The organism is Mycolicibacterium brumae (assembly GCF_025215495.1).
GTDB lineage: Bacteria > Actinomycetota > Actinomycetes > Mycobacteriales > Mycobacteriaceae > Mycobacterium > Mycobacterium brumae.
Genome location: NZ_CP104302.1, coordinates 951,525 through 972,852, shown reverse-complemented (window position 1 = coordinate 972,852; position 21,328 = coordinate 951,525). Strand labels below are relative to the sequence as shown.

Here is a 21,328-nt window from a genome sequence, read left to right as displayed (position 1 = left end):
TTACCTGGATCACAGCAAAGAGAATCGGGGTCTGGTGAGAATCGATGTGATGGCGCGGGATCAGATCGCTGCGACCACGATGCCGGCCGGCCCGCCGACCCGGCTGCTGAAGTTCCATGCCCCGGAGATCGTATTCGGCATCGACTCGACGGCTGAGGCAGCGCACGCCGCGGTCCGGCTGGGCGGACTGCGGCCCATGCTGGTGACCGACCCCGGCCTGATCGAGGCGGGCTGGGTCGCCGAGTTGGTCGGGCACCTACGCGACCGGCACATCGAGGCCCAGGTGTGGAGCGCGCTGACGCCGAACCCGAAAGACCACGAAATCACAGCCGGCCACGAGTTCTATCGGTCGCACGGTTGCGACGTGCTCATTGCGTTGGGCGGCGGGTCGGTGATCGATGCCGCAAAGGGCGTCGCCATCCTGGCTGCCAACGGCGGTGACATCCTGGACTACGCCGGCGTGGACAAAGCCACCGCGCCAATTCCGCCCCTGGTGGTGCTGCCGTCCACGTCGGGCTCAGGCGCCGATGTCTCTCAGTTCTGCATCGTCACCGACACCGCCCACAACACCAAGATCACCATTCTGGGCCGTGCCCTGGTCCCGGACATCAGCGTCATCGACCCCCGCCTGCTGACCACCATGCCCGAATGGCTCAACGCGGCAACGGGACTGGACGCACTGACACACGGCATCGAGGCGTTCGTATCGCTGGGACACAACCAGCTGACCGACCACCACGCGCTGCGGTCGGTCGTGATGGTCACCCAGAACCTGGTCACCACCATCGAGCGTCCGCAGGATATGCCGCCGCGGGTGCTGATGGCCCAAGCGGCATTGGAAGCCGGGCTCGCGTTCACCAACGCCATCCTGGGCGCCGCCCACGCCATGAGTCACCAGGTCGGCGGACTGCTCGACTTGCCGCACGGCGTCATCAACGGCGTGCTGCTACCGCATGTGGTGCGGTTCAACGCCGAGGCCGACCCGACGCCGTACGCCACCATCGCCACCTGCCTCGGAATTGCCGACATGCGGGCTCCAGAACTGGAATCCGCACTGGTACTGGCCGATCGACTCCAAGAGCTGGCCCGGCAGGTGGGTGCGCCGCGCGGACTGGCCGACTTGGGAGTTCGTGACACCGACGTTCCCGTGCTGGCCCAGAACGCTCTAAAGGACGCTTGTTTGACCACCAATCCACGTCCCATCGATGATGCGCAACTTCGCGCATTGTTCCGGGCCGCACTGTGACCGTGGCGCCCGGAAACCCCGTGGTCCCGCGACAAGCGGCCGCGCCGGATTTGGATCAACTCACCGGCGTGCGGTCCGGCAAAGGCACGTTCTACCCCGAATTCCGGGTGGCTGCGCAGCGCACGAATCGGGTGCTCGCAGCTCTCGACGCCATCTCGCGAGCTCTGGTGCAGACCGTCAACGGTCCCGAGAATCTCGTGCGTGCGGTAGCTGAGGCAGCCCGGACCCACCTCGGCGCCGAATGGGTGTTGCTTGCGCTCGCAGACGGCGCCCTGCCGGAGGCACGACCGCGTCACCTCATCCTGGACGCCGACGGCCACGCGTACTCCTTCGAAGGTCTGTCGGGCACCACGCATCCGGTACCGCACCTTCCCGAGGCTGTGCTGAACCGACTCAACGACGTCCTTCGTGGGCACCTTGCGCAGTTCCGGGTACCGGTGATCGAAGGCCACCATTCACACGTCCCGCTAGAACTCGACAGCGGTGTGATCGGGGCGTTCGCCGCCTGGACTCCACCGCATCGGCTGCTCGACGGGATTGACGAGACGGTCATGCGAATCCTGGCCAGTCAGACCGCGGTGGCACTGCAGAACTGCGAACTGTTCCAGCGCTCGCAGACCTTGCTGGCGCAGTCCGAGGCACACAACGCGCAACTGCTGGCCACCCAACGCGAACTCGGTGCGGCGCAACGCCATCAGGTCCTGGACTCCGAACGCCAGCGCATCGCACGGGAGTTGCACGACAGCGTCGCGCAAACCGTGCTGTCTGCGGGCATGCAGATCGAGGTCTGCCGCAGTGAAGTCGAATCGCATGATGGTCAAGCCGAACTGGTCGAACGGCTGGACACCGCCAAGACGTTGACCCGATCGGCGGTCGAACAGCTGCGATCGGCGATCTACGCACTCAACCATTCGTCCGACGCGGACCGATCCAGCCTCCCCGAGCTACTCCAGCAGCTGGCCACGGTGCACATGCCCAAGGATCTGCGGGTGACCCTGCGGGTCAGCGGCGAGGTCGCGGAACTGACCAACGCTGTCGAGCGCAGCCTGCTTCGGATTGCGGGCGAGGCACTGTTCAACACCGCCATGCACGGTCGCGCCTCGCGGGCGATCGTTCGGTTGAGCTACCGCGCCGCCGACGTGACCCTGTCGGTATCCGACGACGGGGTCGGTGACCCGGACAAGCTTCGGCTGATGCTTCGGTTGGCCGACACCACCGACCTCGACGGGCATCATCGCGGGCTGGCGAACATGCTGGCGCGGTGCCGCGAATTCGGTGGAACCCTCGCCGTCGGTCCATCCCGCATCGGTGGCGTGCGGGTGGTCGCGATGATTCCGCGGGACCCGGAAGTCCCCGCGCAAGCTCCGATCGAAGGGGTCGCTCGATGACCGTTGACGAAGCCAGAACGAGGACCATCCGGCTTGCGCTCGTGGACGACCACGCCATCTTGCGCCAGGGTCTGCGTTCGCTACTGGAACGCGAGGACGATCTCGTGGTGGTCGGCGAAGCGTCCAATGAACTGGAAGCCGAGGCGGTGGTCGCGGCCACGCGACCGGACGTGGTGGTGGTCGACCTCAAACTCTCGGCCGGTTCGGACTTCGAGGGATTGTCTTTGTGCGGCACGCTTTCCAGCGCCCACCCCGACATCGGTCTGCTTGTGCTGACCACATTCCTGGACGAGGAACTCGTCGTGCGTGCGGTGCATGCGGGAGCGCGCGGCTACGTGGTCAAGGACGTCGACACCACAGAACTGGTGCGGGCCATCCGCGCCATCTCCGCCGGACAGAGCGCCTTCGACTCCCGCAGCGCCGCTGCTGTAGTCCGTTCGCTCAGCGGACGCGGCTCACCACACGAGAAGCTCACCGACCGAGAGGTCGAAGTGCTGCGACTGCTCGCCGCAGGCTTGTCCAACCACAAGATCGGTGAGCAACTGTTCATCTCCGCAACCACCGCCAAGTTCCACGTCAGCAACATCATGCGCAAACTCGAGGTCAGTCGGCGCGCCGAGGCCGTCTACACGGCCAGCAAACGAGGTCTGATCTAGGCCGACGTGCCCTTGGGGTCGTCGGCCCAGCTCAGCTGCCGCGGATTACTCTGCGCTGTCAGGGATTTCGATAGTCGATGACGACCCGACCGTCAATCTGTCCGCGCTCCATCCGCCCGAACACCTCGTTGATGTCGTCGAGTCGGGCACTGGTGACGGTCGGTTTGATCAGACCTCGAGCATAGAAGTCCAACGCCTCTGCCATGTCTTGGCGGGTCCCGACAATCGACCCCCGGATGGTCAGCCCCTTGAGGACGATGTCGAAGATCGGCGCCGGGAAGTCACCCGGCGGAAGGCCGTTGAACACGATCGTGCCGCCACGACGGGCCAGCCCTATCGCCTGGCCGAAGGCCTGCGGATGCACGGCGGTGACCAGCACACCATGGACTCCACCGGTTGCCTGCTGCACCGCGTCGACGACGTCGGCGGTCCGTGCGTTGACGACGACTTCGGCGCCCAGGCTGGTGGCGAGCGCGAGCTTGGCGTCGTCGACATCGATCGCAACGACGCGCAGACCCATCGCTCGGGCGTACTGGACCGCGATATGCCCCAGCCCGCCTATGCCCGAGATCGCCACCCACTGGCCGGGCCGGGTGTCGGTGACCTTGAGACCCTTGTAGACGGTGACGCCGGCACAGAGGATCGGCGCAATCTCCAACGGGTCGGCTCCATCGGGGATCCGCGCCGCATAGTCGGCATTGACCAGCATGTAGGCGCCGAAGCTTCCATCGACGGAATATCCGCCGTTGCGCTGACTTTCGCACAACGTCTCCCACCCGGTCCGGCAGTACTCGCAGCGGCCGCAGGCCGACCATAGCCAGGCGTTGCCGACTTTGTCACCGACCGCCAGATCGACGACGCCTTCACCGAGAGCCACGACCGTGCCAAAGCCTTCATGTCCTGGCACAAACGGAGGCTGCGGCTTGACTGGCCAATCACCCTGTGCGGCATGCAGATCCGTGTGGCAGACACCGGATGTCTCAAGCTTGACCAAAGCTTCGCCGAAGCCCGGCGTCGGCAATCGCATGTCGCGCACCTGCAGCGGCATGCCGAAGTCGGTGACGACCGCTGCCCGCATGGCGTCGCTGCGCTCGACCACGGTGTCGGTAGTCAGTGTCTGGGTTTGTGCCATTGCTTCATTCCATTCGCGAGAGTTGGTTCGAGAGACAGCGTCTGAGCTTCCGCTCACACAGCTCCGGGCGATCCGGGAAGGACGGGTCATACAGATCCGGGGCGCTGAGCAAACTCATAGACTTCGACACTATTGACAGCAACGTGCTGGCGGACGCTCCGATCGGGTCGACTTCCCGCACCGCCCGGGCGGGCATCACCTACCCATTCGGGTAGTGCCATTTCTGGCCGACCCCGGCTGGGCCGGCCTCGATCGTGAACCGGTTAGGCCGGTCAGCACACGATCCGTCGACCGGCGCTCACGCCGACGTGTCACCGGGCATTCTCCGGCTACATCCGGCCGTAGCGACTCCGCACGAAGCTATAAGCGCCGAACGCGGCGATCCCCAGAGCGGCCAGAATCAGCAGCACCTTGCCGAACGGCGCCTCTCCGAGGGTCTTGACGGCCGCGTCCAAGCCCGCGGCCTTCGACGGATCAGCCTTGATCGACGCGACGATGACGAGCAGGCCCGCCCCCGCGAACACCAGGCCCTTGGCGATGTAGCCGGTGACCCCGACCGCGGTGATGAAGGTGCCGCCGGACACGCGAAGGTCTTTCATGAACTTCTTGGAGGCGCCCTTGTAGACGTGGTAGCCGCCGACGGCAGCCACTCCAAGGCCGACCAGCACCAGGAGGAACTTGCCCCAGCCGTGCTGCATGAGCATGCCGCTGATCCCGCTGTTCTGCTGACCGCTGGATTTACCGCTGCCGATGGCAAACCGTGCGGCCGACAGCGCGATGCCGAAGTACACGGTGGCCACGCCGATGTCTTTGCCGCGTTTCCATGCCGGGCGGTCGTCGGACTTCTGCCGCGAGGAGCCCTGCTCGCTGGGGTGCTTGCCGACGATAGCCTCGGCGACGTGCCACAGCGCCAGAGCCGCCATGCCCAGCGCCGCGCACCACAACATGAGCGGGCCGCCGGGCTGTTGGGCGATGGTGGCCAACGCCCCCGACTGGTCGGCGTTGCCACCGGAGCCGAACGCGATTCGCAGGACGATGAAGGCGACGAGCAGGTGCAGGACGCCGCTGACGGCGAATCCGGCTCGCGCGGCGGACTCGAATGTTTTGCTGTCGGTGGCGCGGTCAACCGCCCCATGAACCGAGGAATCACCCATTTCGACCTCCTCGCCGACGAGTACCCCTTCTGAGACCGAGGAAACCACCGCGCACCGCCGGTATCGGTCAGCGACCGCCACGGTCTCTACGCTCGACCACATGGCGACGACGGGTCTGGAGCGGATGGCGACGGCGGAGATCAACCGCGCCGGGGGTCGGGTCCGCCGGCCCGCCGGGGCAGAACAGATCGACATCGCCTATGTGCGTCCGACGCCGTCGAACGGCACGCCGCTGGTGGCGATCCCCGGCGGTCCGGGCATGGGGTCGATCGTCCCGTACCGCAGCTTGCGCCGACGCGCCGTTCGGGACGGTGTCGACATCCTGATGATGGAGCACCGCGGCGTCGGCGCTTCCCGAAAAACCTTGTCGGGAAATGACATTGCCATGGACGCGGTGACCATCGGCGCCGTCGTCGACGACCTGGCCGCGGTGCTGGACCACGCCGGGATCGAGCGGGCGGTCATCTACGGCACGTCGTACGGGACGTATCTGGCGCAGGTGTTCGGGGTGAGGCATCCGGATCGGGTGGCCGCTATGGTGTTGGACTCGCCGATGCTCTCCGCCGAGGGCGATGTGGCGGTCATCCGGAGGTTCCTGCGCGGCCTCCTGCTCGACGGTCCGTCATCGCTGGCCACCGCGGTGCGGTCGCTGTTGTCCGCCGACCTCGTTCCGATCGCCGGACTCAACCATGTGGTGCAGGTGGTGTACGAGTTCGCCGGACCGACGGCCGCGGAGCGGCTGGTGCGGGCACGGCTGGATGGCCGCGGCAAGCTCGCATGGCGACGGATCGCCGCGCTCGGCGAGATCGAAGTGGCCGGCGATGGTCGGCGGTTCATCGTCGAACCCGACCTGGTGGCCGGGATCGCCCACGGCGAACTGGGGCTGTCCCACAATCCCGACGGGTTGCCGTTCGATCCGGTGAGCACGTATCTGCGCGACGACGCCCCGCGGTTTCAGGGGGAACCGGAAGATCTGCCGGCGACGCTGCCCGCATTCGATTGGCCCACCGCCGTCATCTCCGGTGATCGCGACCTGCGGACACCGCGCCCGGTCGCCGACCAGGTCACCGAACTCATCCCCGACGCGGTCCTCGTGCCCATCGCCGATATGGCCCACAGCGCGCTCGACACCCATCCGCTGGCGGCACTGGCGGTCGCCCGTGCCGCACTCGACGGCACGCTGCACGCCGACGGGCTGTCGGCGCGGATCGCAACGCTCCCGCGGAAGGGCCCGTCAAGCCTGCTCGGGCCGCTGATCCGGGCCGGAATCAACCTCGACCTCGCGGTGAGCGGCGCGAGGCAGCGGATCAAGGCGGCGCGAGGCTGATCTTCAGGAGTCGCTACTCAGGACGTTCCGAACACCGCGGCGAAATCCGCGGCGGCGCCGTGCAATTCGCCGGCGGCGATGGCCTGTTCGACGGTCAGCATCCCGGCGGCCGCGCCGAGCACCACCATGGGTTCGGCGCGGAAGACGGTGTCCGGTCGCCGATCGGCCCGTTCCACCCGAACGCCGGTGCTGTCGACGCACACCTCGAAGACCTCGCCGTCGGCCTCCACTCCCACAGTCGCCGGGGTGCGAGCTGTTCGCTGCGCCAGCAACGCTTCCAGCGCCAGCACCAGCCAATGTGCTCGGAATTGATCGCCCCGCGGACCTGAAGCCATCAGTGGTTTGCTCCAGCTGAGCAAGCCACTGATGGGTGTCCGCAGCTCGCGGCCCCAGGGGGTGAGCGCATACGCGACGCCGTTGCCTTCGGCGTCCAATTGACGCTGCAGCACTCCGGCTTCCTCCAGGTCGCGCAGCCGCTGCGCCAACAGGTTCGTGGCGATTCCGGGCAGCCCGGCCTGAAGTTGCCCGTAGCGCGCCGGGCCGATGAGCAGTTCACGCACGATGAGCAGGCTCCACCGGTCGCCGATCACGTCGAGCGCGCGCGCCAGGCCGCAGTACTGGCCGTAGGACCGCGCGCTCATCGGGTGCGCGCCGCGACGTCGGACGAAGGCTCGGGACCCAACGCGTTCACGAGATACCCCCAACTACTTGACTAACTAAAGCTGTCTTGATTATATCAATTAACTCGACATCGGCCCGAGAGGACGTGCGTGGCGATGAACATCAACTGGTTGGCCGTCGCGGCTGCCACCGCGGTCGGGATGGTGATCGCCTGCTTCTGGTACGGCAAGGCGTTCCTCGGTGTGTGGCGCGAACTCACCGGCGTCACCGAGGCGGATTCGAAGCGGGCCGGCAAGACCCCGATGGTGGTTCTACTGGTGTGCGTCACGGGCACCGCGATCGCCCTGACGGCCGCCTGCGATGTCACATCCACCGCCCTCGGGCACAACTCGATCTGGCTCAACGTCGGAGTCGGACTCGTCACCGGACTGGGCTTTTCCCTGTCAACACTGTTGCAACACAACGCCTTTGAACAGAAGCCGACACGCCTCACGGTGATCAACAGCGCCTATCAGCTGGTGCTCTTCGGCGGGATGGCGCTGACCATCGGGCTGCTGGGCTAAGCGGACGTCCCACCGCCGCGGGTCCGCGGGGACGGCGCATCCGCCCGACTCTCCCCGCCACCCGGCCGGCTCCCATAGGGTGAGTAAGTCCACTTATTGCGTTCGCAAGGAGCTAGAAGAAGATGCTGATCCGGCTGTCGGTGTTCATGGGCACGGTGCTGCTCGGCGCGTCTTTGGTCGCTTGCGGCGGCGCCAGGACCGAGGCGCCGGCGGGATCGACGGTCGCCCAACAGATTGAGCAGACACCGACCGCGCTGACCCTGGACACGGTGAACGGCCTGTTCACCGCGCTCACGGAGTTGGCGGGCGCCCCGCTGGATCAGATCCAGGCGCGGATGATCTCGGTGGGAGTCTCCGGCAGCGGGAGCGTGGACGCCCTGGATCCCGCCAAACCCACCGAGTTCAACCAGTACGTGGCCTACCCGGACGGCCGCCGTGACGTCCGGCCGTACGACTACGGCGGCTCCGAGAACTACGACGCACTGCTGACCGAGACCTTCCCCGCCAACACGGTGTCGGCGGAAACACTGGTGATCACCTGGAACGATTCATTCAACCGGGTTACGGGTGCACCCGAGGATCTGTCTGCGCCCGGTGGAGTGACCGTCAACCGGAACCGCGAGACCAACGAAGTCGAGATTTACGTGGTGAACGGCCCAGAGCGGGACCGGCAGACCGTGTACTACGACAGCACCGGAGGGTTCCTCAGAGTGTCCTGACCCCAACGGTGCGCCGTCAGGACAGCGCGTCGAGTCCGTGCTCTTCGAACCGGTTCAGTTGGGCCTGTTCCTCGGCGGTCAGCGTGATCCCCTGAGTCGCGGCCCGCTCCCGCGCGGCATATCGGCGCATCGACGGCAGCCGGGCGCCCTGGCCGGTGATCGCCTCGAACAGCGCCTCGCCCTGCCGCGCCGGGTCGGCGTCGCGGCCCGCGGCGAACCGCGCCGGGTCGAACGCCAGGATCAACTCGCCGTGCACCGGAACCAGCGAGGTGCCACCGAGGTCGTCGAGCACCTCGCGGCTGGACATGTCCCCGATCAGGGCGCCGGCGAGCAATTCGACCATGGTCGCAATCGCCGACCCCTTATGGCCGCCGAACGGAAGCATGGCGCCGGCCAGCGCCGCGTCCGGATCGGTGGTCGGGGCGCCGTCGGCGTCCACCGCCCAGCCTTCCGGGATCGGGTCGCCGGCTCGGCGGCGCAGTTCGATCTCCCCGCGCGCGGCCACACTGGTGGCGAAGTCGAAGACATACGGTGGCCCGTCCGGCCGCGGCCAACCGAAGGCGAACGGGTTGGTGCCCAGCAGCGGGCGGCTGCCACCAGCCGGCGCCACCGCCGAATAGCTGGGACACATGGCCATCCCGGCGAGACCCCGGTCCGCGACCGACTCCACCTCGTACCAGAGCGCGGAGAAATGCCCGACGTCGTTGAGCACCAGCGCGGCCAGTCCGCATTGGCGCGCCCGCTCGGCCAGCACCGGAAGCGCCAATTCGAAAGCGGCACAAGAGAATCCCCGGTTCCCCAGCACCCGAATGATGGGCGAGCCGTCGTCGCGGAGCTCAGGCACGGCGGTGGCGTCGACGGTGCCGGCGCGCATCGACTTCAGGCAGACCTCGACGCGGTAGACGCTGTGGGACTTCGCGCCGTCCCGCTCGCCGGAGGCGATCACCCGGGCAACCGCGGCCCCCTGCTGCGGCGACGCTCCGGCGTTGACGAAGATCCGCCGCAGCCGGGCGACAAGCTCCTCGAACGACGTCACCGACTCCTCAGGCATGCCGCGATGGTAGGCGAACAGGCGATGCCGGCGGCGCGCTATACCGGCAGCGGGTGGGCGGCGTCGTCGTCGGCGCCGACGCCGAGGCGGTCGTGCAGTGCGGTCAGCACATTCACGCAGGCCGCCCGTTCATCCGGATCCAATCCCCGCAGCGCCCTGGCCAGTTCTTTGCTCCGGTGCGCCGTCACCTGGCGCACGGCCCGACGGCCGGTGGTGGTCAAGCTCAACGTCACCACGCTGCGATTGTCCGGATCGTCGCCCCGGACCAGATAGCCGGCGGCGTGCAGCCGGTCAGCCAGCCGGGTCACCGACGACCCGGCGACACCCAGCGCCTTGGCGCACCGGCTGGAGCTCACCGTGCCGAGGTCGGCCAACACCTGCAACAGCCGGTACTGGGGAATGGTCAGGTTCGCCCGTTCGACGCTGCGCAGGGCCAAGCCGACAAGGTCTCTGGTCGCTGTCTGAAACGCCAACAACTCATCCTCGGAAGCTTCGCTCACAGAGTGACGTCCCACCGTGTGAGTATCCCACGCGAACCCGGAGAGGACAGGGTGAAGACCGGCCGACCTCACCGCGGCGCCCGCGACCCGGTGAGAACGAGTTCACCGTTGCGACACCGCGCGAGCCGAGCCGCGAAACACGTCGTCCCTAGCTTTTGACCCATCGGCGGAGATCCCGCCGGGTCAGGAGCGACGGCCGTGAGGCGTTCACACACCATCACCGATTGGGATCCGGAGAACCTCGATCAGTGGCGCGGCGGCGGGGAGAAGGTCGCCAAGCGAAACCTGCTGTGGTCGGTCGTCGCTGAGCACGTCGGGTTCTCGGTGTGGTCACTGTGGTCGGTGATGGTGTTGTTCATGCCGGAGTCGGTCTACGGAATCACCGCCGCGGACAAGTTCCTGATCGCTGCGACAGCCACCCTGGTGGGCTCCTGTCTGCGGCTGCCCTACACCCTGGCCACCGCGCGGTTCGGTGGCCGCAACTGGACGGTCTTCTCCGCGTTCGTGCTGGCCGTCCCGGTCATCGCGACCATCGTCATCCTGGCCAATCCGGGCCAACCGTTGTGGGTCTACCTGCTGTGCGCGGCCCTGACCGGTTTCGGCGGCGGCAACTTCGCCTCGTCGATGACCAACATCAACGCTTTCTTCCCACAGCGCCTCAAGGGCTGGGCCCTGGGGCTCAATGCCGGCGGCGGGAACATCGGGGTTCCGGCCGTACAGCTGGTGGGGCTGCTGGTGATCGCCGTTGCCGGCGACCAGCAGCCCTACTGGGTGTGCGCGGTGTACCTGGTGCTGCTGGCTGTCGCCGGGATCGGGGCCGCGCTGTTCATGGACAACCTCGACATTCCGACCGTGGACGTCGCGGCCATGCGGGCGGCCGCCAAGCACCGGCAGACCTGGATCATCGCGCTGCTCTACATCGGCACGTTCGGGTCCTTCATCGGATTCTCCTTCGCGTTCGGCCAGGTGATGGCCACCAGCTACCGGGCCGCCGGACAGAGCCCGGCCGAGGCGTCTCTGCACGCCGCACAGATCGCCTTCCTGGGCCCGCTGCTCGGGTCGCTGGCCCGGGTCTACGGCGGCAAGCTCGCCGACCGCTTCGGTGGCGGCCGGGTGACGATGCTGGTGTTCGCCGGCATGGTCGTCGGCGCCGGGGTGCTGATCGGGGCCGACCTGTCCACCAGCGGTGGAGCGCCCTCCGGCGCCGTGCTGATCGGCTACTTCACCGGCTTCATTCTGTTGTTCCTGCTCAGCGGCCTGGGCAACGGCTCGGTGTACAAGATGATCCCGTCGATCTTCGAGGCCGAAGCCCGCGGCATGGACACCGACGAGGCCACCCGGGTGCATTACTCGCGGGCCATGTCCGGGGCGGTGATCGGCATCGCCGGCGCCATCGGCGGGCTCGGCGGCGTGGGAATCAACCTGGTGCTGCGCACGTCGTATCAGGCCACCGGCGCCGCCACTGTCGCGTTCTGCGTGTTCGGCACGGCGTATGTGCTGGCCGCGGCACTGACCTGGTGGATGTATGTGCGGGTTCCCGGCGGGCCGTCCACCGTTTCGACACCGCGGGCTCGGCGTGACACGCTTGTGGGCGTGACCTCAGCCAATCGCGTGCCAGCCCTCGGCAACGGATGACCGCGGCGGAACCGCTGATCGGTTTCACCGTGGCTATCACCGCCGCGCGCCGCGCCGACGAACTCGCCACCCTGTTGATCAGGCGTGGCGCGTCCGTCGTGTCCGCTCCGGCCATCGCGATGATCCCGCTGGTTGATGACGCCCGGTTGCGCGAGGCCACCGAATCGGTGATCGCCAACCCGCCCGACGTGCTGATCGCCACCACCGGCATCGGGTTCCGCGGCTGGGTCGAGGCCGCCGAGGCGTGGGGCCTGGCCGGACCGCTGCTGGCCGCCCTCGCCGGCGCCCGGGTGCTTTCCCGCGGCCCCAAGCCCACCGGCGCGTTGCGCGCGGCGGGTCTGCGCGAGGAATGGTCCCCGGCCTCGGAGTCGTCTCCGGAACTGCTGGAGCACCTGCGCGGCGACGACCTGGGCGGTGTCCGGGTGGCCGTGCAGCTGCACGGCGCGCCGGAGGCCTGGGACCCCAACCCCGGTTTCGTCGACGGTCTGACCGCCCTGGGCGCGCAGGTGCTGGAAGTGCCGGTGTACCGCTGGGAGCAGCCCGCCGACACCACCGGCCTGGACTCCGTGATCGAGGCGATCGCGTTGTCGCAGGTCGACGCGGTGACGTTCACCTCAGCGCCCGCGGTCGCCTCGACGCTGCTGCGGGCGCGGGAGCTGCGCCTGTTCGACGGGGTCCGCGCCGCGCTGGCCGGACCGGTGATCCCGTTCTGCGTCGGGCCGGTCACCGCGGGCCCACTACAGCGCATCGGCATCGAACCCGTCACCCCTGAACGGATGCGCCTGGGCGCGCTGGCCCGCTGCGTGGAGCAGCAGCTGCCGGAGCTGCGGCCGGACCTCCCGGTCGCCGGCCACACCCTCGGGGTACGCGCGGCGCGAGCAGTTGTCGACGGCGAACCCCGCGAACTGACCCCGACGTCACTGCTGTTGCTGCGGTTGCTGGCCCGCGCCCCCGGCACCGTCGTCAGCCGCGAGGAGATGCTCGCCGCACTCGGCGGCGAGGACCCACACGCGGTGGAGGCCGCGATCGCCCGGTTGCGAACCAGTTTGGGCCACAAGGAAATTGTGGCCACGGTCGTCAAACGCGGCTACCGGCTGGCTCTGGATGAGGCGGCCTGATGGGCAGCGCCGTCTGATGGGCACGCTGCTGGTGGCGCACGGCACCGCCAACCCGCACGGGGTGGCGATGATCGGCGACCTCGCGGGCAAGATGGCCGCGCGGTTGGGCGAACCGGTGCGGACCGCGTTCGTCGACGTGTTGGGCCCCAGTCCCACCGAGGTGCTGGCGGCGGTCGCCGACGAGCCGACGGTGGTGGTTCCGGCTTTCCTGTCCGCCGGGTATCACGTCCGCACCGACCTGCCGGCGTTGATCGCCGCCTCCGGGCATCGCAATGTCACCGTCACCGATTCGCTGGGCCCCTCCCCGGATTTGACCCGCGCGCTGCTCGGGCGGCTCATCGAAGCCGGCTGGCGGCACGGCGACGCCGTGGTGATGGCGGTTGCCGGCACCCGGGACCGGTACGCGCAAAGCCAGCTGCGGGCCACCGCGGCGACGCTGTCGGCGCTGGTGGGCCGGCGGGTGGACATCGGCTTCGCCGCGCCCAGCCAGGATGGAAACGGCTACCCGCTGGTGGCCGAGGTCGTCGCCCGACGCCGGGCCGAGAGCGGCGGGCGGGTGGTGATCGCGTCGTATCTGCTGGCCGAGGGGTTGTTCCAGCAGCGGCTGCGGGAATCCGGCGCGGATGCCGTCGCCGAACCGCTGGGCCTGCACCCGGCGGTCGTCCGGCTGGCCTGCGCCCGGCGCGAACGGACCTGGTTCGAGCGGCAGCCTCGGCGCCACAACAAGTTTCAGCAATTCTCCAACGGGCTAACGGTGGCGTAATCGGCCCACCGCCGCTGGGACTGCCAAGATTCCGCACCATGGCGGCAGACGATTGCGGCGGCCGGGTGTCTTCTGGGGCAGATTCTGAGTGGCCGGGGCCACGAGCGGCCAACGATGTGCACAAAAGCCCAGGACTCCTCCCCGCAGAGCGGACACCGCGGGCCGCTCGTGCCCTATCGGGCCGTTCGCGGGCCTGTTTGTGCAGAAACCGGCCACTCGAGGACCATTGCGTGCAGAAACCGGCCGCTCGGCGCCAATCGCCGTGCCGCTGCTGCGCCAAAGGCCTCCACATGCGACGACCCCCGTCCGAGAAGGGTCACCCCGTGTCACGCGTACCCCAGCAGCAACACGCTTAACCTCAGGCGCTGCGGGTCCGGTAGCCGAACCGCACGTCCGGAGTGTTGGCCACGAAAATCGTTCCGTCCAGGGTGATCCGGGTGGCGTACACCGGCACATAGACCCCGTCGACGTCCAGGCAGCGGCCGTCCAGCAGTGAGAACGCCTGCTTTTTCAGCGGCGAGATGACGACGGGGAATCCACCCCGGTCCCCGACGATGCCGCGGGACAGCACCGCCGCCCGGCCGATAGGGTCGATATTGCCAATCGCCTTGATCCGGCCGTCGGCCAGCCGGAACAGCGCGGCCTGGGCGCCGTCGGGCAGCAGCACCGCCACTCCGCGTAGCGGCTCGAGGCGCTCCAGCGGGCAGGCCGGCGTCCAGTCCCGGGTCCAGCGATGCAGATCGAATGCGACGGTCATGGTTCAGCCCTTCCTGACTGCGAGCGTGGGACTGCCGATCAGCACCGGCACCTTGCGGCCGTTCTTCTCCCCGAAGGACACCGTCGGATCCGGCGCCCCGGGTGCGTTGACGAAGGAGACGAACCGGGCCAGCTTGTCCGGATCCTCCAGCACGCCCTTCCATTCGCAGGCGTAGCCGTCGACGTGCCGGGCCACCGCCTCTTCGAAATCGGCGTTGAGGCCCAGCGCGTCATCGACGATGACCTCGCGCAGCCGGTCCATCCCGCCGTCGAGGCACTCCACCCAGGATGCGGTGCGCTGCAACCGATCCGCGGTGCGGATGTAGTACATCAGGAAGCGGTCGACATACCGCACCAGCGTCTGGCCGTCGAGGTCGGAAGCCAGCAGTTGGGCGTGCCGCGGCGTCATACCGCCGTTGCCGCCGACGTAGAGGTTCCAGCCGGATTCGGTGGCGATGACGCCGACGTCCTTGCTGCGCGCCTCCGCGCATTCCCGGGCGCAGCCGGAGACGCCCATCTTGATCTTGTGCGGCGAGCGCAGCCCGCGGTAGCGCAGTTCCAGGTCGATCGCCATCTGCACCGAGTCCTGCTGGCCGTAGCGGCACCAGTCGGTGCCGACGCAGCTCTTCACGGTTCGCAGCGACTTCCCGTACGCCTGACCGGATTCCATGCCGGCGTCCACCAGCCGCCGCCAGATCAGCGGCAGTTGGTCGACGGTGGCCCCGAACATGTCGATGCGCTGGCCGCCGGTGATCTTGGTGTACAGCCCGAAATCGCGGGCGATCTCGCCGATCACGATCAGTTGCTCGGCGGTGACATCCCCGCCGGGCATCCGCGGCACCACCGAGTAGGTGCCGTTGCGCTGGATATTGGCCAGGAAATGGTCATTGGAGTCCTGCAGCGAGGCCTGCTCACCGTCGAGGATGTGATCGGAGCTGGTGGACGCCAGGATGGAGGCGACGGTGGGCTTGCAGATGTCACAGCCGGTGCCGGACCCGAACCGGGCGATCAACGCGGAGAAGGTCCGCAGCCCGCTGGCCTGGATCAGTTCGAACAGCTCGGCGCGGGACTGGGAGAAGTGCTCGCACAAGGCTTTCGAGACGGTGACGCCTTCGGCTTCGAGCAATTGCGACAGCAACGGCACGCACGATCCGCAGGAGGTGCCCGCGCCGGTGCAGCCCTTCAGCTCGGCGACCGTGCAGGAGCCGTCGGCGATGGCCGAGCACAGCGTGGCCTTGGTGACGTCGTTGCAGGAGCAGATCTGTGCCTCGGCGGGCAGTGCGCCGACCCCGATCGCGGCGCCGCCACCCGTGCCGGCGGGTGCGATCAGCGAGACCGGGTCGCCGGGCAGTGACGAGCCGACCAGTGGGCGCAGCACTCCGTACTGCGAGGCGTCGCCCACCAGGATGCCGCCGAGCAATGTCTGCGCGTCGTCAGAGAGCACCAGCTTGGCGTAGGTTCCGCCGATCGGGTCGGAGACCACCACGTCCAGCGCCCCGGGGGTCAGGCCCATCGCGTCGCCGAAGCTGGCGACGTCGACCCCGAGCAGTTTGAGTTTGGTGGACAGGTCCGCGCCGCCGAAGGACGCGTCGCCGCCCAGCAACCGGTCGGCGACCACCTCGGCGGTGCTGTAGCCGGGGCCGACCAGGCCGTAGCAGCGGCCTTCGATCGCGGCCACCTCGCCGATCGCGAAGACCGCCGGATCGCTTGTCACACAGCGGAGGTCGGTCAGCACGCCGCCGCGTTCGGCCAGCTCCAGGCCGGCCGCGGCGGCGAGTTCGTCGCGCGGGCGGACACCAGCGGCGAATACCACCACCGCCACCTCAACGACCGATTCGTCGGCCAGGGTGACCTGCAGCGCGGTGTCCTCGGCATTGCGGGTGATCGCCGCGGTCCCCGAGGACAACGTGACGTCGATGCCGAGTTCGGTGATCATCCGGGCCAGGTGCTCCCCGCCGCCGGTGTCCACCTGCTGGGGCATCAGCCGCGGGTTGCGCTCCACCACGTGCGGGCGCAGGCCGAGGCTGCGCAGCGCGTTCGCCGCCTCCAGTCCGAGCAGGCCACCGCCGACCACCATGCCGACGGCGTTCGGGTCCCGGGCCAGCGCGGCTTCGGCGTCGGCGCGGATCGCGTCCAGGTCGTCGAGGGTGCGGTAGACGTGGCAGCCGCGGGCGTCGCTGCCGTCGACCGGCGGCACGAAGGCGTAGGAGCCGGTGGCCAGCACCAGGGCGTCGTAGCGCTGCTCCCCCGTTGGCGTCCGCACCAGCCGGGCGGCGGTGTCGATGGCGGTGACGGTTTCGCCGAGCCGCAACTGCACCAGCGGGTCGCCGGCGTAGTCGTTGCCGGGCAACGCCAGCTGACTGCGGTCCCAGACCCCGACGTAGGACGACAACCCGACCCGGTCGTAGGCGGCGTCGGATTCCTCACCGAACACCACGATCCGCCAGGCGCCCTCGCCGTCGCGGGCGCGCAGCGCTTCGACGAATCGGTGTCCCACCATGCCGTGTCCGACCACCACCGCGGTCTGCTGCCTGCTCATCTAGCGTCTCCTCACCCCGGCCGAGCCGGATTGCCATCACGGTAGGAACGCGGTGTTGCCCGGACTGGGCTGCGATATTGCGCCGCCGTCACGACTTCCTCACCGGCTGCGCGACGGGGGCGTGAGGAGTCAGTAGACGTCGCGGACGTACCGGCCCTCGGCCGCCAGCGCCTTGACGTAGGCGTCGGCGCTGCGGGCGGCCATCTGGCCGTGCTCGGCCACGATGCCGCGCAACGCCTCGTCGACGTCGCGGGCCATGCGGGCGGCGTCGCCGCAGACGTAGAGATGCGCGCCGCGGCGGATCCAGGACCACAGCTCCGCGGCGTGCTCGCGCATCCGGTCCTGCACGTAGACCTTGCCGTCGCCGTCTCGGGAGAACGCGGTGTCCAGCCGCGTCAGCACACCGTCGGCCTGCAGCTTCTCCAGTTCCTCGCGGTAGTAGAAGTCGCAGGATTGATGCTGCTCGCCGAAGAACAGCCAATTGTCGCCGCGGTGGCCGCGACCGGCCCGGTCGTGCAGGAAGCCGCGGAACGGCGCGATCCCGGTGCCGGGCCCGATCATCACCGCGGCCGCGGCGTCGTCGGCGGGCGGCAGGAAACCGCGGGTGGGCTGGACGAACAGTTCCACCTCGTCGTCGGCGAGGCCGGCCAGGAACGACGAGCACACCCCGCTGCGGCGGCCGGTGTCGGTGTCGAAGCCCACCACCGACACCGTGATCGACACCCGGTCGGGGTCTTCGCGCGGGCTGGAGCTGATCGAGTAGAGCCGCGGGGCGAGCGGGCGCAGCAACTCCCGCCACTGCGCGGGCTCGGCGGTCACCGGGTGTGCGATGAGCAGATCCGCCAGCTGTTTGCCCCAGGCCCAGTCCGCGAACAGCGATGGTTCGTCGATGATCTTCTGGAGGTCGTCAGGATCGGCGGCCCGCTCGGCGACGAACCGCAGCGCGGCCGGGGTGATCTTGGTCAGATCCAGGCGCTCCAGCTCCTCTTCCGGGCTCATCCCGGTCAGCTCACACCAGGTCTCGATGACCGTCGGGGTGTTGCGCGGCCAGACTCCGAGCGCGTCGCCGGCGCGGTAGCCGAGTTCGGCGCCGGGCAGCGCGAAGGTGAACCGCCGCACGTCCTTGGCCGAGCCGGCCCCGGAGAGCCGCTCGGCGCTCAGCAGCCGGGTGCGCAGCGGGTTGGTCCTGGAGTACGGGGCAGGCTGCGGGGTCGGCTGGGCTGCGACGACGTCCCCGGCCGAGGCGCCGACACCGGGGATTTCACCGGCGCCGAGGGCGGCGATGACGGCGGCAAGCCAGCCCGCCGCGGTGTCGGCGTAGTCCGGTTCGCAGGACGCCCGCGGCGCGATGCGCCGGCCGCCGAGATGCTCCAGTCGGGCGTCGAGTTTGCGGGCGAACCCGCAGAAATCGGCGTAGGAGGGGTCGCCGAAGCCGAGCACGGAGAACCGCAGCGCCTCCAGGTCACCGGAGGCAGCCGAGGCCAGCGCGTCCCACAGCGCCACCCCGTTGTCCGGCGGGTCCCCGTCACCGGTGGTGGCGACCAGGAACAACACCGCGCCGGTGAGATCCGCGGGGCTGACCTGCTCGGCGCCGCGCACCGTCGCGGTGATCCCAACGGCGGCCAGCGCGGCGACGCAGTCGGCGGCATAGCCTTCGGCGGTGCCGGTCTGGGAGGCCCACACCACCGTCACCGACGGGCGCTGCGCGCCCGGTTCAGACTTGGGGCCGAACACGCCGGCCAGCACGCCCTCCAGCCAGGCGCGCGCGATCGGGGTCAGCGGCGCGTCGGCGGGCACCGCGGGCGCCTGGTCGGGTGCGCTGGCGCTCCATCCGGCCAGCAGCCCGCCGAGGTAGCCGGCTGCCTCCGCGGAAAGCTCACCGGGCCCCGCCGCGTACGGTCCGAGGGCCACGGACAGCGGCCCTGCCGCGGCGGACACCGCGCCGGCGGCAGCGGAGGCGACGGGCGTGGGCGCGGCGATCGGCTGGGGCGCGGCGACCGGAGTCAACGCCACCGCGCACACCTTGAACTCGGGCTGTAGCGACTCCGGGTCGACCGCGTCGTTGGTGACGGCATTGACGGAAACCTCCGGTCCAAACGCGTCGGCGAAGTGCATGGGCGCGAAGCACACGCCGGGCCGGACCGCGTCGTCGATCGCCACCGGCACGGTCGCGGCGCCGCGACGGCTGGCGAGCCGGACGTGCCCTCCGGCGACCAACCCGAACCGCGCGGCGTCCTCGGGATGGACCTGCAGGAACGGCGCGGGATTGAGCTTGTTGAGCTTGCCGACCCGGCCGGTCTTGGTCATGGTGTGCCACTGGTGCGCGAGCCGGCCGGTGGTCAGCAGCATCGGGTGGTCGTCGTCGGGCAGTTCCGCCGGCGGCAGGTATGGCCGGGGCAGGAACTGCGCCCGCCCCGAGGCGGTGGCGAACCGCAAACCGCGGCCGTCGGATCCGGCGGACGCGTCCAGATAGCGGATGGGGTTGCGGTCCCCGGCCCCCGGTGGCGCGGGCCATTGCACCGGCCCGCGGGCCAGCCGGGCGTGGTCGACGCCGCGCAGGTCCCAGCCGGTGCGCGGGTTGTGGAACCGGGTCAGCTCGTCGAAAACTGCTGCGGCGTCCGGGAAGTCGAAGGCCGGGCCGTAGCCGAGCTCGTCGGCGATCAGGCAGATCAGCTTCCAGTCGGGTAGGGCGTCCCCGGGCGGCGGCATCGCCGGCGCGCACCGGGTCAGGGTGCGTTCGGAGTTGACCATCACGCCGTCGGCCTCGGCCCACAGCGCCGCCGGCAGCACGATGTCGGCGTACCCGACGGTCTCGGCGCCGGTGAAGGCTTCCTGCACGAGCACCAGCTCGGCGCTGTTCAGCCCGTCGATCACGTTGGCGCGGTTGGCCATTGACGCGACCGGGTTGGTGCAGATGATCCAGGCGGCCTTGATGTTTCCGGCGGCCAGCTGCTCGAACATGGCGACCGTGCCCGCGCCCGCTTCGGCGCGCAGCGTCCCGTCGCGCAGGCCCCAGACCTCTTCCACGAACCTCCGGTCGTCGGCGTCCAGGGCGCTGCGCTGGCCGGGCAGACCCGGGCCCATGTAGCCCATCTCGCGGCCGCCCATCGCATTCGGTTGCCCGGTCAGGGAGAACGGGCCGGAACCGGTGCGGCAGATGGCGCCGGTGGCCAGGTGCAGGTTGCACAGCGCGATGGTGTTCCAGGTGCCGTGAATGGACTGGTTCAGGCCCATGGTCCACAGGCTGGTCCAGTTGTCCGCCCCGGCGATCAGATCCGCGGCGGCCGAAATATCCTCGGCGCCAAGCCCGGTCAGCTCGGCGACCCGCTCCAGCGGATATTCGGCTAGCAGCGCAGGCATCGCGTCCCAGCCGTCGGTGTGCGCCTCGATGAACCCGGCGTCGAGTGCGCCGCGGTCGGCGATCAGCGCGAGCAGGCCGTTGAGCAGGGCCAGGTCCGTGCCGGGACGGATCGGCAGGTGCAGGTCGGCTTTGGCGGCGGTGGCGGTGCGGCGCGGGTCGACGACGATCAGCTTCGCGCCGGCTTTGACCCGGTCCATCATCCGCAGGAACAGGATCGGGTGGCAGTCGGCCATGTTCGCCCCCATGACCAGGAACACGTCGGCGTGGTCCAGGTCGTCGTAGCTGCCGGGCGGTCCGTCGGCGCCGAGGGACTGTTTGTAGCCGGTGCCGGCGCTGGCCATGCACAGCCGGGAGTTGGACTCCACCCATTTGGTGCCCAGGTAGCCCTTGGCCAGTTTGGTGGCCAGGTACTGCGCCTCCAGGCTCATCTGCCCGGACAGGTACAGCGCGATGGCGTCCGGGCCGTGCTCGTCGCGGATGGCGCGCAGTCGGGCCGCGGCGGCGCTGATCGCGGTGTTCAGCCCGACGGGGGTGCGCTCGTCGTCGCGGGACACCCGTAGTTCAGCGGTGGTTTGCCGGCCGCCGGATGCCAGCATGTCGGCGGTGGTCGCGCCCTTGGTGCACAGCCGCCCCCGGTTGGCCGGGTGATCGGCGCGTCCCGTGGAGCTCACGACGCGGCCGTCGGCGACCCGCAGGGTCAGGCCGCAGCCCACCCCGCAGTACCCGCACACCGTGTCGACGTCCACGTGTTCACGGTGGCCAGTGGGTGTTTCACGGTGCGCCCGTCGGTGTTACGGGC

At 69.2% G+C, this 21,328-nt stretch carries 17 protein-coding genes; 9 read left to right on the top strand and 8 right to left on the bottom strand.

What is annotated here, in order from left to right; all coding sequences use genetic code 11:
- The first annotated feature begins 49 nt into the window (after nucleotides 1-49).
- Genes L2Z93_RS04935 through L2Z93_RS04925 form a run of 3 tightly spaced genes read left to right on the top strand, consistent with a single transcriptional unit; the run spans nucleotide 50 to nucleotide 3,290 of the window.
- Nucleotides 50-1,246 carry an iron-containing alcohol dehydrogenase gene (locus L2Z93_RS04935; protein WP_090586809.1) on the top strand — a complete coding sequence of 399 codons (1,197 nt, stop codon included), beginning with the start codon at nucleotides 50-52 and terminating at the stop codon, nucleotides 1,244-1,246.
- On the top strand, nucleotides 1,243-2,634 hold the full coding sequence (locus L2Z93_RS04930; RefSeq protein ID WP_162561874.1) for a MadS family sensor histidine kinase: 1,392 nt from the start codon (nucleotides 1,243-1,245) through the stop codon (nucleotides 2,632-2,634). Before L2Z93_RS04935 ends, L2Z93_RS04930 begins: the two co-directional genes overlap by 4 nt.
- Nucleotides 2,631-3,290 (top strand): MadR family response regulator transcription factor, encoded by a 660-nt coding sequence (locus tag L2Z93_RS04925; RefSeq protein ID WP_090586811.1) that lies wholly within the window; start codon nucleotides 2,631-2,633, stop codon nucleotides 3,288-3,290. The genes L2Z93_RS04930 and L2Z93_RS04925 overlap by 4 nt, the downstream gene beginning before the upstream one ends.
- Before the next feature lie 58 nt (nucleotides 3,291-3,348).
- Here the strand turns inward: L2Z93_RS04925 and adhP are convergent, their stop codons facing one another.
- Both adhP and L2Z93_RS04915 read right to left on the bottom strand, forming a co-directional pair.
- Nucleotides 3,349-4,368 carry an alcohol dehydrogenase AdhP gene (adhP, locus tag L2Z93_RS04920; protein WP_090586976.1) on the bottom strand — a complete coding sequence of 340 codons (1,020 nt, stop codon included), beginning with the start codon at nucleotides 4,366-4,368 and terminating at the stop codon, nucleotides 3,349-3,351.
- Between the two features lie 383 nt (nucleotides 4,369-4,751).
- A complete protein-coding gene (locus tag L2Z93_RS04915) occupies nucleotides 4,752-5,576 on the bottom strand; it encodes a DUF1206 domain-containing protein (protein ID WP_090586814.1) in 825 nt (274 codons plus the stop codon).
- Nucleotides 5,577-5,676: 100 nt separating this feature from the next.
- Between L2Z93_RS04915 and L2Z93_RS04910 the strand changes: the two genes are divergently transcribed.
- Nucleotides 5,677-6,903 (top strand): alpha/beta fold hydrolase, encoded by a 1,227-nt coding sequence (locus L2Z93_RS04910; RefSeq protein ID WP_090586816.1) that lies wholly within the window; start codon nucleotides 5,677-5,679, stop codon nucleotides 6,901-6,903.
- A gap of 17 nt (nucleotides 6,904-6,920) precedes the next feature.
- On the opposite strand, the gene L2Z93_RS04905 is transcribed toward L2Z93_RS04910, so the two are convergent.
- Nucleotides 6,921-7,544 (bottom strand): winged helix-turn-helix transcriptional regulator, encoded by a 624-nt coding sequence (locus tag L2Z93_RS04905; RefSeq protein ID WP_090586819.1) that lies wholly within the window; start codon nucleotides 7,542-7,544, stop codon nucleotides 6,921-6,923.
- Between the two features lie 135 nt (nucleotides 7,545-7,679).
- On the opposite strand from L2Z93_RS04905, the gene L2Z93_RS04900 reads away from it, so the two are divergent.
- Both L2Z93_RS04900 and L2Z93_RS04895 read left to right on the top strand, forming a co-directional pair.
- Nucleotides 7,680-8,087 carry a DUF1761 domain-containing protein gene (locus L2Z93_RS04900; RefSeq protein WP_234786035.1) on the top strand — a complete coding sequence of 136 codons (408 nt, stop codon included), beginning with the start codon at nucleotides 7,680-7,682 and terminating at the stop codon, nucleotides 8,085-8,087.
- Nucleotides 8,088-8,209: 122 nt separating this feature from the next.
- On the top strand, nucleotides 8,210-8,806 hold the full coding sequence (locus tag L2Z93_RS04895; protein WP_090586825.1) for a hypothetical protein: 597 nt from the start codon (nucleotides 8,210-8,212) through the stop codon (nucleotides 8,804-8,806).
- A 16-nt stretch (nucleotides 8,807-8,822) separates the two neighbouring features.
- On the opposite strand, the gene L2Z93_RS04890 is transcribed toward L2Z93_RS04895, so the two are convergent.
- Both L2Z93_RS04890 and L2Z93_RS04885 read right to left on the bottom strand, forming a co-directional pair.
- The gene (locus L2Z93_RS04890) at nucleotides 8,823-9,857 is read right to left on the bottom strand and encodes an Ldh family oxidoreductase (RefSeq protein ID WP_090586828.1); all 1,035 of its coding nucleotides are present in this window, start codon (nucleotides 9,855-9,857) and stop codon (nucleotides 8,823-8,825) included.
- 38 nt (nucleotides 9,858-9,895) lie between these two features.
- Nucleotides 9,896-10,372 carry a MarR family winged helix-turn-helix transcriptional regulator gene (locus L2Z93_RS04885; RefSeq protein ID WP_234786027.1) on the bottom strand — a complete coding sequence of 159 codons (477 nt, stop codon included), beginning with the start codon at nucleotides 10,370-10,372 and terminating at the stop codon, nucleotides 9,896-9,898.
- 183 nt (nucleotides 10,373-10,555) lie between these two features.
- Between L2Z93_RS04885 and L2Z93_RS04880 the strand changes: the two genes are divergently transcribed.
- From L2Z93_RS04880 to L2Z93_RS04870, 3 genes are read left to right on the top strand one after another with little or no spacing between them, the layout of a single operon-like run.
- Nucleotides 10,556-11,992 carry a nitrate/nitrite transporter gene (locus tag L2Z93_RS04880; protein WP_090586830.1) on the top strand — a complete coding sequence of 479 codons (1,437 nt, stop codon included), beginning with the start codon at nucleotides 10,556-10,558 and terminating at the stop codon, nucleotides 11,990-11,992.
- Nucleotides 11,989-13,110 (top strand): uroporphyrinogen-III synthase, encoded by a 1,122-nt coding sequence (locus L2Z93_RS04875; RefSeq protein WP_090586832.1) that lies wholly within the window; start codon nucleotides 11,989-11,991, stop codon nucleotides 13,108-13,110. Before L2Z93_RS04880 ends, L2Z93_RS04875 begins: the two co-directional genes overlap by 4 nt.
- 16 nt (nucleotides 13,111-13,126) lie before the next feature.
- Nucleotides 13,127-13,873: a sirohydrochlorin chelatase gene (locus L2Z93_RS04870; protein ID WP_090586834.1), complete on the top strand. Its 747-nt coding sequence runs from the start codon at nucleotides 13,127-13,129 to the stop codon at nucleotides 13,871-13,873.
- Nucleotides 13,874-14,231: 358 nt separating this feature from the next.
- On the opposite strand, the gene nirD is transcribed toward L2Z93_RS04870, so the two are convergent.
- From nirD to L2Z93_RS04855, 3 genes are all read right to left on the bottom strand, one after another.
- The gene (gene nirD, locus L2Z93_RS04865; protein WP_090586837.1) at nucleotides 14,232-14,630 is read right to left on the bottom strand and encodes a nitrite reductase small subunit NirD; all 399 of its coding nucleotides are present in this window, start codon (nucleotides 14,628-14,630) and stop codon (nucleotides 14,232-14,234) included.
- Between the two features lie 3 nt (nucleotides 14,631-14,633).
- Nucleotides 14,634-17,168, bottom strand: a complete 2,535-nt coding sequence (gene nirB / locus L2Z93_RS04860) for a nitrite reductase large subunit NirB (protein ID WP_090586839.1) — start codon at nucleotides 17,166-17,168, stop codon at nucleotides 14,634-14,636.
- A 129-nt stretch (nucleotides 17,169-17,297) separates the two neighbouring features.
- On the bottom strand, nucleotides 17,298-21,275 hold the full coding sequence (locus tag L2Z93_RS04855; RefSeq protein ID WP_090586841.1) for a bifunctional nitrate reductase/sulfite reductase flavoprotein subunit alpha: 3,978 nt from the start codon (nucleotides 21,273-21,275) through the stop codon (nucleotides 17,298-17,300).
- Between the last annotated feature and the right edge of the window lie 53 nt (nucleotides 21,276-21,328).

Coding starts and splice junctions, on each gene's coding strand:
- L2Z93_RS04935 (WP_090586809.1), top strand. CDS start 50: ATGGCGCGGGATCAGATCGCTGCGACCACGATGCCGGCCGGCCCGCCG.
- L2Z93_RS04925 (WP_090586811.1), top strand. CDS start 2,631: ATGACCGTTGACGAAGCCAGAACGAGGACCATCCGGCTTGCGCTCGTG.
- adhP (WP_090586976.1), bottom strand. CDS start 4,368: ATGCGGGCAGCGGTCGTCACCGACTTCGGCATGCCGCTGCAGGTGCGC.
- L2Z93_RS04915 (WP_090586814.1), bottom strand. CDS start 5,576: ATGGGTGATTCCTCGGTTCATGGGGCGGTTGACCGCGCCACCGACAGC.
- L2Z93_RS04910 (WP_090586816.1), top strand. CDS start 5,677: ATGGCGACGACGGGTCTGGAGCGGATGGCGACGGCGGAGATCAACCGC.
- L2Z93_RS04905 (WP_090586819.1), bottom strand. CDS start 7,544: ATGAGCGCGCGGTCCTACGGCCAGTACTGCGGCCTGGCGCGCGCGCTC.
- L2Z93_RS04900 (WP_234786035.1), top strand. CDS start 7,680: ATGAACATCAACTGGTTGGCCGTCGCGGCTGCCACCGCGGTCGGGATG.
- L2Z93_RS04895 (WP_090586825.1), top strand. CDS start 8,210: ATGCTGATCCGGCTGTCGGTGTTCATGGGCACGGTGCTGCTCGGCGCG.
- L2Z93_RS04890 (WP_090586828.1), bottom strand. CDS start 9,857: ATGCCTGAGGAGTCGGTGACGTCGTTCGAGGAGCTTGTCGCCCGGCTG.
- L2Z93_RS04875 (WP_090586832.1), top strand. CDS start 11,989: ATGACCGCGGCGGAACCGCTGATCGGTTTCACCGTGGCTATCACCGCC.
- L2Z93_RS04870 (WP_090586834.1), top strand. CDS start 13,127: ATGGGCACGCTGCTGGTGGCGCACGGCACCGCCAACCCGCACGGGGTG.
- nirD (WP_090586837.1), bottom strand. CDS start 14,630: ATGACCGTCGCATTCGATCTGCATCGCTGGACCCGGGACTGGACGCCG.
- nirB (WP_090586839.1), bottom strand. CDS start 17,168: ATGAGCAGGCAGCAGACCGCGGTGGTGGTCGGACACGGCATGGTGGGA.